Origin of the sequence: Psychromicrobium lacuslunae (assembly GCF_000950575.1) — a bacterium.
In the GTDB taxonomy this organism is placed as follows: domain Bacteria; phylum Actinomycetota; class Actinomycetes; order Actinomycetales; family Micrococcaceae; genus Renibacterium; species Renibacterium lacuslunae.
In genome coordinates this window covers 2,925,347-2,937,538 of record NZ_CP011005.1, presented here as the reverse complement: position 1 = coordinate 2,937,538, position 12,192 = coordinate 2,925,347, and the positions used below count along the sequence as shown (strand labels likewise).

The window sequence follows — 12,192 nt, the reverse complement described above, 5'->3', positions numbered from 1 at the left end:
CGCTAGCCTGGCTGCTCGCTAAAGCAAGAAGCCTTCCGGAAACGGATCACTGGGATCGAGGCGGTATTCGGCGGTGCCGGTAATCCAGGCCCGGCCGGTGACTGTGGGCAGCACCGCGGGAAAGCTACCGACGGTGGTTTCTTCCACCAGCTTCCCGATGAAACGGGTTCCGATGAAAGACTCGTTCACAAACTCCTGATTGAGCGGCAATTCGCCCCGGGCATGCAGTTGCGCCATCCTGGCACTGGTGCCGGTGCCACAAGGGGAGCGGTCGAACCAACCCGGGTGAATGGCCATCGCGTGCCGGGAATGCTGCGCTGTGGAGTCAGCCGCCTGCAGGTAGACGTGATGGCAGCCGACAATATCTGGCCGTTGCGGATGCACCGGCTGATTCTGTTCATTAATGGCGGCCATAATGTCCAGACCGGCAGCTAATAGCTGATCCTTGGCAGCGCGGTCGAAAGGCAGACCGAGCGATTCAAGCTCAACGATGGCGTAGAAGTTCCCGCCAAAAGCAAGATCATACTTAACCTCGCCAAGACCAGGAACGCTCACCCGTGCATCCAGTTGATAAGCAAAGGACGGCACATTGCGGATGGTCACCGAGGTGGCCTTCTTGCCGGATACCGCCACCTCGGCCACCACTAATCCGGCCGGGGTGTCTAGCCGGATCGTGGTGACCGGCTCGACCGCCTCAACCAGACCGGTTTCCAGCAATACCGTGGCCACCCCGATGGTGCCATGGCCACACATCGGCAAGCAGCCAGAAACCTCAATAAAAAGCACACCGAAGTCTGCGTCATCCCGCGTTGGCGGTTGCAAAATGGCACCGCTCATGGCCGCATGGCCGCGCGGCTCGTACATCAGGAAGGTACGCAGCTGATCAGCATGCTTCATGAACCATTCGCGACGTTCGGCCATGGTCTCACCGGGGAGTACACCTACCCCGTTGACAACCACTCTGGTAGGCATACCTTCGGTATGCGATTCCACTGTTTCAAAACGGCTTTCCGCAGTGAACTGCACGACCGCCCCGCTTCCTGATTAAGACGCTGAACTGATTAAGACACCGGGTACTAAAGGGCTAGCTGCCAGAACTACGACAGCCACACCATCGGAGCGTGCGCCACCGAGCGACTATTTGTAGCCCTTGGAGAGCACAGCTTCGGTGTCGGAAATGATCCGCTGCTTGATCGGCTCCGGCAACTCAAGCCGCGGCGGACGGGTAATGCCGCCTTTGCGTCCGGTCACGTCCTGGGAAAGCTTTATAGCCTGTACGAACTCAGTTTTGGAATCCCAGCGCAGCAGCGGGTGCAGATCGCGGTAAATGGTCAGCGCCTTCTTCCAATCCTCCGGCTCCTGGGAGGTCGAGAGCCGGTAGAGCTCCACCGTCGACTCCGGAATCGCGTTGGTGTAGCCGGCAATCCAGCCGACCGCGCCGGCAATGCCCAGCTCGAGCACGACGTCGTCTGAGCCGATCAGCACATCGAGATTAGGCGCGTACTCACGGGTTTCGTAGGCTCGGCGCACATCACCGGAAAATTCCTTGACCGAGACGATAAGTCCCTCCTGATGCAGCTGCGCGAGAATCTCAGGGGAAAGGTCGACCTTGGTGTCAATCGGGTTGTTGTAAGCCAAAATCGGCAGTCCAACTGCAGCAACCCGGCGGTAGTGATCAATAATGGACTCGGCATCTGCCCGGTAAGCATTCGGTGGCAGCAGCATTACCGCGGCCGCACCAGCCTCGGCGGCGTGCTCGGTCAGCCGCACGCTTTCCTGAGCGCCGTAGGAAGCCACTCCGGGAATCACGTTAAAACCTTGGGGCGCCGCTTCAATCGCAACTTCGACCACCCGATGACGTTCTTCAAGAGTCAGGGTTTGGTATTCGCCGAGCGAACCATTAGGGGCAACCCCATCGACACCAGAGGAGGCTAGGAACCGGACGTGGTCCGCATAGGCTTCATAGTCGACGGAAAGGTCATCCTTGAACGGCAGAGTGGTGGCGACGTTAACCCCGCGCCAGGGCTGGGGCTCTGTTTGTGGCTGTGTCATAGTTCCTTCTTTACTTCCTCAATTACGCGATTGACCGTCTAAATAACCGCCTCAGCGACGGCGCGAGGGCCCGCAAAGCCCAAGCGTGACTATCAGAGCGTCCGAAGGGAGCTAAACCCGAGGAGAGCTATGTGGCCACCATCACAGAATACATCGACTCAGAGATTGGTGCAATTGCAATGACACTGATTTTCTGGATAGTGCTTCAGTTTTGCTTAATGATTGCTGGACGTGGGCGGGCGGCGCCTCGCCAATCGGGGCACCGCCCGCCCGCATCGCGCTAATTCGCTAGCCACCGACATTATGTCCGGCGGGAGACGCTGGGCTCACAGTCGAACCCTAAACCTAGGCCGCAGCCAGTGGACAAGGGCCCGTTGAGTGATCCTGGCTTATTGCATCGTAACTATTGAACCGTGACTTTCCAGCCCTCGACATTAGTCGGAGCGTTGACATTATTGAGCGCGATATCTTCCTTCTGGCACTGATAGCTGTTCGCACCAACAGCACCCTTTGGCCAGATTCGGGTGTATTTCACGCCGGCGGCGTTGATGTTATACGCCTGAACACCATAGTCACCCTGAACGGTCTTTCCAGCCGGCACCGCAGTAGTGACCGAGACCCCGATCTGCGTTGTTGTGGAGTTAGTGATGGTGGCACTTACCGAAGCCGAGAGGAACTTCAAAAAGCTTGCCGAGACGCTGGCGGAAACCGAGAGCGTGAAGGTTTTGGACTGAGATGAAGTGAAGGTCGTGTTAATGTCCTGCATCGTGTTGTTCTGGGCGATACGAGAATCGCTGACATTGAAGGTCGGAGTGGCGTTGTAGAGCGTGTAGGCAAACTTATCTTGCTTTAGTGCGCCCTGCGAGCCAATCGGCTCCCAGCCGGAGGCGTCACTCCAGTTCACATCTCCACAGTTAACATAGGAGGCAGCCTGAGCAGTATTTGCGCCAATAAGCCCCAACGCTGGCGCGGCCAAGACCAGAGCCAAAGCCGAAGCTCCGGCTCGCGATTTTATTGATTTCACTGGTTTTCCTCTCGAGAAGATAACGTTTTGTAAAAGTTGATCACTTGATCAAGTTTTACAAAAAAGCGCCTTCCCGACAAGAGGTGACTTCTTAACGACAGCGGTCACCCTACGGTCGAGGAACGTGAACCGATTCACCTAGTGAGCTCGCTGTAGCGCGATGATCTCACTAAACGAGAGAACTTCGCGGGCCTGCGACGTGCCCTCCTGGCGGACGACCTACCGTTCGTCAAGCGGAAAGAGTCAACCGATTCCTCAAATAGTTCAATAACGCCGTAATTCATGCAGGACCCATTCGGCAAATTCGCATTTTCCGGACCGATCTTAATTCACCTCTAGAAATATCGAAAGAATGAATGAAGTACCTATCTCAATCAACTTGACTGACCTTCCCGGACCCCCCTCCCCAGACGTCATCTCACTTGCCCCGAACCCTCAGGGAAGCTTCCTCGGCAAAGCGATGGCCACCCACCACCCCAATAACAACGGGCGAAGTGGCTTCGATCGCAGCATCGACAGCCAGCGGTTCCGGCGCCCAAATCGGCGGAAATAAACCCTTATGGAGGTGCAATTTCACCCAATATAAATTCCCTTAGACTGTTTCAGGTGAATTGCCAGATTATTCCTGAGAAACTCCCAGCCTGCAGAGTTACGCTCCTGGAGGTTCCACTCGGAACCTACCGTTATTAACAAAGGAGTTAATTTCACTATGAAACGACGTAGTTTCTTCTCTACCCTCGCCGTTGCCACCACCGCGCTGGCTTTGGCCTCGGGGGCGGGCCTGGCTCAGGCAGCCACCACCGCACCAGCTATTCAGCCCAGCACCCAGCACAGCATCGACTCCGCGGGCAAGATCCATGGTCATGGCTTTGATGTCCAGGCTGCAAAGAAGGCTCACGCCAACAAGCCAGCGCCGGAACTCAAATTCGCGGCAGCACCGGCATCATATTCGCTCAAGCAGTACACCCTTTCTCCCGGCGATCAAGGACCTGTCGGCTCTTGCGTCACCTGGGCCACCGGCTACACCGGCTACGGCATTCTGATGAATGAAGCTAAGGCAAAAGGCGCCCCGATGGCCCCGATGTTCATCTACTCCCAGATCGTTAAGGAATACAACAACGGCCAGGATAACGGTACCTACGCCGCCATAGCGCTGAAGATGGAGAAGGAACGCGGTATCGATACCCAGTCTGACTACACTCAGGGCACTACCAACTACAAGACCCTGCCGACCGCGGCACAGAAGGCCAATGCCCTGCACTACAAGCTCGGCAGCTACACCGACCTGACTAACTCTGACCGCAAGGCTGGCATCAAGGCTGCTATCTCCCAGGGGCACCCGGTGGCCATTGGCTTCTCGGGCCGCGATAACTTCGATGGCCTAGATTCGGATAACTCCTACTACGATCCCTCCGAGGGCGAGTTAGCCGGCTGGGGTCACGAAGTGACCGTTATCGGCTACGACGCCAACGGCGTCACCGTGCAGAACAGCTGGGGCACCGGCTGGGGTGACGGCGGCTTCTTCACCGCACCGTGGTCCTGGATCACCGGCAGCGACGTCGATGAGGTCAACTCAATGAACACCTTGGCGCTCAGCTAAGAAAGGTCCTTAAGTAAACAGTAGTAAGCAGCCCTGCCGGTGCTCTCAACCCAGAGCACCGGCAGGGCTGACTTAAGTCCCAGCGGGTGCCACACTGAAGTTAGGTTTAATAGGTTCGCCCTTATCGGCATAATTCCTCGCAATTCCAGTGAATCGGCAACTCGCGCAACAATTCTTCATAATTCACTCCCTGTCGGCTCTTTCGCTGCTATATAAGCAAGTCTCGGCTGGCCGCAATGCGTCAGCTACCGACTATCTTGCGAACACCACCCAGCGCACCAGAATGGCAACTAGCCCCCGAGACCCCGTAACTTCGGGCCTGGAGCAGACGCTTAGCAATGCAAAACTTCGCCACTCGACTGTCAGAATTTGCTACTCAAAAGTAACAGTCTGTGCAATTTCACCTTCATGCGGCGAGTTACCAGATTATTCATATTGAACTTTCAGACTGCGGAGTTACGCTCCTGGAGGTTCCACTCGGAATCATCTGTTATTAACAAGGGAGTTAATTTCACTATGAACAAAAACAGGTTTTTCTCCGCTCTCGCAGTTGTCACTGCTGCGCTGACTCTGGCATCGGGCGCAGGGCTTGCCCAAGCAGCACCGACAACAGCTCTCGTGCAGCGCGGAGCACACTCCGTGGAGGTCTATGGCCACGGCTTCAATTTCAAGGCAGCCGCAGCAGATCAGGCCAAGCTGGCAAAGAAGCCAGCTGCTGAGCTGAAGTTCGCTGCCGCTCCGACGTCCTACTCGCTCAAGCAGTACGCCGTGACCCCGGGCAATCAGGGCAGAATTGGTTCCTGCGTTACCTGGGCCACCGGATATGCAGGCTATGGCATCTTGATGAATGAAGCGAACGCCCAGGGCGGCCCGATGGCTCCGATTTTCATCTACTCGCAAATCGTCGATGAATACAATGACGGCGAGGATTCGGGGACCTGGGCTTCCATCGCTTTGCCAATGGAGAAGGAACGCGGCATTGATACCAAGGCGCACTACAACTCTGACGTCAATGACTATCAGACATTGCCAACCGCTAGCCAGAAGGCAAATGCCCTGAACTACAAGCTGGGCAGCTTCACCAACCTGACCAATGCTGACCGCAAGGCCGGCATTAAGGCCGCCATCTCGCAAGGTCACCCGGTGCCGATTGGCTTCCGGGGGCGAAGCAACTTCGAGGGCCTTGACTCCAGTAATTCCTATTACGACCCGTCACAGGGAACCCTCCTGGATTGGGGTCATGAAGTGACCGTTGTAGGCTACGACGCCAATGGCGTCACCGTGCAGAACAGCTGGGGCACCGGCTGGGGTAACGGCGGCTTCTTCACCGCACCGTGGTCCTGGATCACCAGCAGCGACGTGAACGAAGTTCATTCGATGGATTCACTAGCTTTCAGCTAAATCCGCTGATCCGCCGAGAGCCCTGTTCGCATTCCGCCCCGAATGCAAACGGGGCTCTTGGTTTAATCGGGTGCTACATCCCGCCACCGGCGTCGGGTGCCATATTGGAGAATCTGGAATAGTGTCCTTGGAAGCCGACCACGATGGTTTTAGTCGGGCCATTACGGTGCTTGGCGACAATCACATCAGCCTCACCCGCTCGCGAGGATTCCTTATCGTAGATATCCTCACGATGCAGCAGGATCACCATATCCGCGTCCTGCTCAATGGAACCCGATTCACGTAGGTCGGATACCATCGGCTTCTTGTCATTACGCTGCTCGGAGCCACGGTTCAGCTGAGATAGCGCGATCACCGGCACCCCGAGTTCCTTGGCCAACAACTTCAAGGCCCGAGAAAATTCAGATACTTCTTGCTGACGCGACTCAACACGCTTTCCCGATGACATCAACTGCAGGTAATCCAGAACCACTAGCTTCAGGTCATGTTGCTGCTTGAGGCGCCGGCACTTTGCTCGGATTTCCATCAGTGACATATTCGGGCTGTCGTCAATGAAAAGCGGAGCTTCATTCAGGGGACCCATCACCTTGGCGATCTTCGCCCACTGTTCGTCTTTGACCGTGCCCTTACGCAAATCCTGAAGCTGAATGGTGGCCTCGGCACTCATTAAACGCATTGCGATTTCGGTGCGGCTCATTTCGAGCGAGAAGAAGACGGTGGCCATCTTGTTCTTAATTGCCGCGGACCGGGCAATGTCCAGTGCGAAAGTCGATTTACCGACGGCCGGGCGGGCGGCAATAACGATCATCTGTCCCGGGTGCAGGCCGTGCGTCAGATCATCGAGGTCATAGAAGCCAGTGGGCACCCCCACCATTCCCTCACCGCGATGGCCGGCGGCTTCGATCTCGTCCATCGCCGATTCCATTACCTCACCGAGCGGTACATAATCTTCCGCGGCCCGGCGTTCGGCGACCGCGAAGACCTCAGCCTGCGCGGCATTGACAATGTCTTCAACCTCGCCGTCATTACTGTAGCCAAGCTGCACGATCTTGGTGCCAGCATTGACCAAACGCCGCAGTACCGCACGCTCGCTGACAATCTGAGCGTAAAACCCGGCGTTCGCCGCTGTCGGCACCGATTGAATGAGCTGATGCAAATAGGCGGGACCACCGACTTTGGAGATCTCACCGCGTTTGGTTAGCTCATCCGCAACCGTCACGGCATCAGCTGGTTCTCCGCGCCCGTAAAGATCGAGCACCGCTTCGTAGATGTTTTCGTGGGCTGGTCGGTAGAAGTCTTGCCCTCGCAGCACCTCGACGACATCAGCAATGGCATCCTTGGAGAGCAGCATGCCGCCCAATACGCTCTGCTCGGCGACCAGGTCTTGAGGCGGCGTGCGGGCGAAATCTGGCTCACGAAGTGAGCTTGGCGAGGCATCGGGACTCGTGACGGACATTGCCGTGACCACCCCTTCACTAAATTCTGCGGTTTGGAAAATCGAGCCTCAACTCGGCAAACCGGCAACTGAACATCCTGATTATTTCTACCCTCAAGCACCGACATTTTCGTGTCCAAAGCAAGCTCAGATTCATACTCAGATTCATTGCCGAGCAGACTCACGGAACTAGTGAGGAGGATCGAATTTTGATACCTAGCAACGTTACCGCACACCACCGAGGAGCCCTGTGGATAAAATGTGGAGTGTGCGGCGTGTTGTGTGCACACGTTGGGGACAAGTCTGTGGATAAAGAAAAAGTTTTTGCAGAAATTGGCCTCTGACCTGCAGCAACGCTAACCACATCCTGTGGAGCAAATATTCTTTTTCAACAACCTTCATCCACAGCTTGCATGTTGACAACGTGTCAAAATCTGTTGTGAGTATTTGCTCGGCCCGGCCACGCGCCGCCGCGCCGAGCTAATTCTCAACTAGCCTGCCACCCCGCCTCCGGGCGATTGGTCAACCGCGCTTCTCACTCGGCCTCAAGGCCTGGAAGCGCCCCAATTCCTGCTATGCAGCACCTCACCGTCCGACTAGGATTGCCTAATGGAATGGTTCTTCGTGGTGCTGATCGCCATCGTAGGGTTGATCGTGCTGATCTGGGCGCTGCGCGTCGGGCGCAATAAGGGCCAGGGGGTCTCTGAGGCTGACCGCTATCTGCAGCAGCTCACCGCCAGGTCCCATTCGGCGCAGGTCTCCCGTCCGCAGAGCGCACCACCGGGCCAAGGACAGCAGGGCCAACCAGCGCAAGGTTACCCCGTGCAAGGCTACGCCGCGGCGGGCCGCCCGACTCAGCAGCCCATGCAACTCCCCCCGCAACTGGTGATGCAGGCGCAGGCTCTGGTACGTGGTGGCCGCAAAATTGAAGCCGTTAAGCTGATTCGGCAGGTCACCGGGCTCGATTTGGCGAGTGCGAAGCGGATCGCAGATAGCCTGTAGTCGGTAGTGAGAAGTCGATGAACGCTAAATCAAAGCAGAACAAAACTGTCGAAAATGACGCCTCGGTACAGTTATTCCTCGATTCAGTGCAGGACCCGGTGCGTCGCGCGGATGCCGAAACATTGGTGTCGCTGATGACCGAGGTAACCGGAGTGCAGCCGAAAATGTGGGGCAATGCCATCATCGGCTTTGGCCGTAATCACTATAAGTATGAAAGTGGCCGCGAAGGCGATCAGCCAGCGGTCGGGTTTTCACCCCGCAAAGCCAATCTGTCGATCTACGCTCTCAGCCACACCGACACTTCCCGGGCAGCCTTAGCGCGCTTGGGAAAACACAAGACCAGTGTTGCCTGCCTCTACGTCAACCGGCTCGAGCAGATTGACCTTGAGGTACTCAAGGAACTGGTCAAAGAATGCTTTGAGCTCTACAACGAGGTCTGAGCGAAAATTTCACCCTGATTGTGGGCGAGCAAGTCGCCGCAAGAAAAGCAAAAACGTCCGCTCCTTTGACCTGGACCTCGGCCTGATCAAAGGAGCGGACGCTCAGGATTGCTTAGTTATCGCGAAGCAACAACATTCAGATCGATAACAGCGGAAACGTCCTCGTGCAGACGAACGTTCGCCTGGTACTTCCCGGTGCTCTTAATGTGAGCGGGAAGTTCGACCTTGCGCTTGTCAATGCTGCCCAGGCCAGCGGCCTCAACAGCTTTTGCAACGTCCTCAGCCTTGACAGTGCCGAAGAGACGACCGGAAGCACCAGCCTTCACCTCGAGACGCACCGGGGCAGCGGAAAGTGCTGCAGCCTGGGTCTGAGCGGCTTCAACCGAAGCGTGCTCACGAGCGGCACGAGCAGCCTTGATGGACTCAACCTGCTTCTCACCGCCCTTGCTCCAAGCAAGCGCGAAACCGCGAGGCAGCAGGTAGTTACGGGCGTAACCGTTCTTCACCTCGACGATGTCGCCAGCGGCACCAAGACCAGTTACTTCGTGGGTCAAAATGAGCTTTGCCATGTGTTATCTCTCCTTAGTTGCCGCGGCCGGCGCCCGAGTAGGGCAGCAGTGCAACTTCGCGGGCGTTCTTGATCGCCAAAGCGATCTTGCGCTGCTCCTGCACGGTCACGCCGGTGACGCGACGAGCACGGATCTTTCCGCGGTCGGAGATGAACTTGCGCAGCAATGCGACGTCCTTGTAGTCGATGACGGTGACGTCAGCGGCCTTCAAGGGGTTGGACTTTGGTTTGGGCTTGCGAATTTCAGCCTTAGCCATCGTGGAGCTCCTTCGTGTTGTGGAGCCCGTGGATATTGATCCACGGGATGGAGAGTGGAACATTACAACAGAGCATGAACCAATGTGGCGCAGAACGACACTGCGGTAATGCCCTGATGGGTTTGTAGAGTGGTGCACAAGGGACCCGATGTGGCGACGGAGTCGACACTTCGGGGGTGCATCAATCTTTAGAAGGGCGGTTCGGACGAATCCGGGCCGTTGCCCCAACCGGAGTTACCGGAAGCGGGAGCGGCCCAAGGATCGTCGGCGGGAGCGGACTGCTGTCCTGGTGCTCCCCAACCCGAGTTTCCGCCGGAGTTACCTCCGCCGAAGCCACCGTTGCCACCAAAGTTCCCGCCGCCCTGCGCTCCTGAATTGGAGCGCTGAGTGCGATTCACCTTGGCATTGGCGTATCGCAACGAGGGGCCGATTTCATCGACCTCAAGTTCGATAACGGTACGCTTCTCGCCCTCTTTGGTTTCGTAGGAACGTGATTTCAAGCGGCCGGTAACAATAACGCGAGTTCCCTTAGTGAGGGACTCGGCTACGTTCTCGGCAGCCTCACGCCACACCGAAGCGCGCAAGAACAGCGTTTCGCCGTCCTTCCACTCATTCGAATTTCGATCGAATGTACGCGGGGTGGATGCAATGGTGAAGTTGGCCACCGCAGAACCGGACGGCGTGAACCGCAACTCCGGATCGTTGGTCAAGTTGCCAACCACGGTAATGGTGGTCTCGCCTGCCATATCTCCTGCTTCCTACAGTCTTAGATCTTGCTTGGATCTTGAGGTCAGTAGTTCACCGATTACTCGGCGACGACCTTCTGATCTTCGGGGCGGATGATCTTGGTGCGCAGAATGGTCTCGTTGAGGCCAAGCTGACGATCAAGTTCCTGAGCAGTGGCCGGTGCAGCAGTGAAGTTCACTACCGCGTAGATGCCCTCTGACTTCTTCTTGATGTCGTAGGCCAAGCGGCGACGACCCCAGATGTCCAACTTGTCAACGGTCCCGCCGTCGCCAGTGATCACCTTGAGAAACTTCTGCAGGGATGGCTCAACGGTACGCTCGTCGACCTCTGGGTCGATGATTACCATCAATTCGTAAGGACGCATATGTGAACCCACCTCCTTTGGGCTAAACGGTTACGGTCTTTCCGTAACAGGAGGTTCATTTGCGTGATCCTCTGGCCTCGCGTGGATTCCGAAAGGCACAAAGCATCGAGTCCGTGTAAACACAGACCTAGCAATGATACCGGACCGCGCCAGCCAACACCTAACGCCCTTGGTAACGTCCGTTCTCCCTGCCACAAGTGCCACCGTCGAGTTCGGAGATCTGCACCTTATGACGAACTCAATACGTGCAGATCTCCGAACTCGATTTGCTGTCAGCGGCGGGTGGCTCGCCAAAGCGCTGCCCACTGCTCCGCGTTGAGTTCCCTCGGCAGTGCTGCTGGCGGAAGCCGCAGCTCCCCTAATAAGGAAGTCGGCGGTTTGCGGCCTTGAGTTTTCCAGAGGATCTGTGAGATCCCTCGGCCGGGCCCGGTAAAGACCCGCTGAACAAAGTTGCGATACGAACACTTCGAGACGGAGTCAATGGGGACTAGTGGTTGCTGCCGACGCTCGATGCTGAACAGCCCGCCGTCGACACTGGGCCGCGGCATGAACGCCTGCGCCGGAACCTTGGCCAATAACGTGAACTCAAACCAGGGCCACACCTGAGCGGTCAATAGCGAAGCCCCGCCCACCGCCGTTCGACGTCGGGCGACCTCCCACTGAGTAAGCAGCACTGCATATTGCCAATCCGGTTCATTCAACAGCTTCCGCAGGATCGCTGTGGTGAGGTGGAACGGCAGATTGCCCACTACGACGTCGATGGAGCTTGGCATTCGATAGTCCAGATAGTCCGCCAGCACGATTTGCGCCGAGCCAGCCAAAGCGCGCTGCAAGCGGTCGGCAAACCGCGGATCGTATTCAACGATGGTTAGTTCTCGACCAAGTTTGGCGAGCTGCCGAGATATCGCCCCCGCTCCACCGCCTATTTCGAGAATGGCGCCTTGGGTGTTGTTTATTTCTTGGGTTAAACGGTTGATAATTTGGTGATCTTTGAGAAAATTTTGGCCGTTCTCATGCCGGCCGGAAGTGAATCGAGACATCTGTATGCTCCGTGCTCAAAAGCGGAGCCGGGCAGCGCAAAGGCGCGCCGGCTTGGGCGCGGAAGCGGCGACTTGACGTCAGAGGTGCTGGAATCGAGGCGCCGCTAAGAGCGGCGTAGCCGCCGACTCGGCAGCGCTGAAGCGGCAAAGCTCGCCGCACAGAAATTCACTATCACCTCTCAAGCGTATCGGTTCCGCCATGTCCCTGCTTCATCGAGTGTGCAGTTCTGCACCTTAAAGTGGCCCCAAAAGGTGTAGAACT

The 12,192-nt window shown here is 56.9% G+C and carries 13 protein-coding genes; 4 read left to right on the top strand and 9 right to left on the bottom strand.

Going from position 1 to position 12,192, the window contains the following annotated elements; translation table 11 throughout:
* Positions 1 to 18 precede the first annotated feature (18 nt).
* The 3 genes from UM93_RS13760 to UM93_RS13750 form a co-directional block, all read right to left on the bottom strand.
* On the bottom strand, positions 19 to 1,026 hold the full coding sequence (locus UM93_RS13760) for a proline racemase family protein (RefSeq protein ID WP_267884322.1): 1,008 nt from the start codon (positions 1,024 to 1,026) through the stop codon (positions 19 to 21).
* 111 nt (positions 1,027 to 1,137) lie between these two features.
* A complete protein-coding gene (locus tag UM93_RS13755) occupies positions 1,138 to 2,052 on the bottom strand; it encodes a dihydrodipicolinate synthase family protein (RefSeq protein ID WP_045076106.1) in 915 nt (304 codons plus the stop codon).
* A 403-nt stretch (positions 2,053 to 2,455) separates the two neighbouring features.
* Positions 2,456 to 3,076: a hypothetical protein gene (locus UM93_RS13750; protein ID WP_045076105.1), complete on the bottom strand. Its 621-nt coding sequence runs from the start codon at positions 3,074 to 3,076 to the stop codon at positions 2,456 to 2,458.
* Positions 3,077 to 3,785: 709 nt separating this feature from the next.
* On the opposite strand from UM93_RS13750, the gene UM93_RS13745 reads away from it, so the two are divergent.
* Together UM93_RS13745 and UM93_RS13740 are read left to right on the top strand one after the other, a co-directional pair.
* Positions 3,786 to 4,676: a C1 family peptidase gene (locus tag UM93_RS13745; protein WP_082057162.1), complete on the top strand. Its 891-nt coding sequence runs from the start codon at positions 3,786 to 3,788 to the stop codon at positions 4,674 to 4,676.
* Between the two features lie 516 nt (positions 4,677 to 5,192).
* Entirely contained in the window at positions 5,193 to 6,077 is an 885-nt protein-coding gene (locus UM93_RS13740) for a C1 family peptidase (RefSeq protein ID WP_082057161.1), read from the top strand.
* A gap of 73 nt (positions 6,078 to 6,150) precedes the next feature.
* On the opposite strand, the gene dnaB is transcribed toward UM93_RS13740, so the two are convergent.
* On the bottom strand, positions 6,151 to 7,533 hold the full coding sequence (dnaB, locus tag UM93_RS13735) for a replicative DNA helicase (protein WP_045076104.1): 1,383 nt from the start codon (positions 7,531 to 7,533) through the stop codon (positions 6,151 to 6,153).
* Positions 7,534 to 8,121: 588 nt separating this feature from the next.
* On the opposite strand from dnaB, the gene UM93_RS13730 reads away from it, so the two are divergent.
* On the top strand, positions 8,122 to 8,514 hold the full coding sequence (locus UM93_RS13730) for a hypothetical protein (RefSeq protein WP_045076102.1): 393 nt from the start codon (positions 8,122 to 8,124) through the stop codon (positions 8,512 to 8,514).
* Positions 8,515 to 8,531: 17 nt separating this feature from the next.
* Positions 8,532 to 8,954: a DUF1801 domain-containing protein gene (locus UM93_RS13725; RefSeq protein WP_045076100.1), complete on the top strand. Its 423-nt coding sequence runs from the start codon at positions 8,532 to 8,534 to the stop codon at positions 8,952 to 8,954.
* A gap of 116 nt (positions 8,955 to 9,070) precedes the next feature.
* Here UM93_RS13725 and rplI read toward each other — a convergent pair whose 3' ends face one another.
* The 5 genes from rplI to erm form a co-directional block, all read right to left on the bottom strand.
* Positions 9,071 to 9,523 carry a 50S ribosomal protein L9 gene (gene rplI, locus UM93_RS13720; protein ID WP_045076099.1) on the bottom strand — a complete coding sequence of 151 codons (453 nt, stop codon included), beginning with the start codon at positions 9,521 to 9,523 and terminating at the stop codon, positions 9,071 to 9,073.
* Positions 9,524 to 9,536: 13 nt separating this feature from the next.
* Positions 9,537 to 9,779, bottom strand: a complete 243-nt coding sequence (gene rpsR / locus UM93_RS13715; protein WP_045076098.1) for a 30S ribosomal protein S18 — start codon at positions 9,777 to 9,779, stop codon at positions 9,537 to 9,539.
* 188 nt (positions 9,780 to 9,967) lie between these two features.
* Positions 9,968 to 10,525 carry a single-stranded DNA-binding protein gene (locus UM93_RS13710; RefSeq protein WP_045076096.1) on the bottom strand — a complete coding sequence of 186 codons (558 nt, stop codon included), beginning with the start codon at positions 10,523 to 10,525 and terminating at the stop codon, positions 9,968 to 9,970.
* A 59-nt stretch (positions 10,526 to 10,584) separates the two neighbouring features.
* A complete protein-coding gene (rpsF, locus tag UM93_RS13705) occupies positions 10,585 to 10,890 on the bottom strand; it encodes a 30S ribosomal protein S6 (protein WP_045076095.1) in 306 nt (101 codons plus the stop codon).
* Positions 10,891 to 11,162: 272 nt separating this feature from the next.
* Positions 11,163 to 11,930 carry a 23S ribosomal RNA methyltransferase Erm gene (gene erm / locus UM93_RS13700; protein WP_045076094.1) on the bottom strand — a complete coding sequence of 256 codons (768 nt, stop codon included), beginning with the start codon at positions 11,928 to 11,930 and terminating at the stop codon, positions 11,163 to 11,165.
* Positions 11,931 to 12,192: the final 262 nt, after the last annotated feature.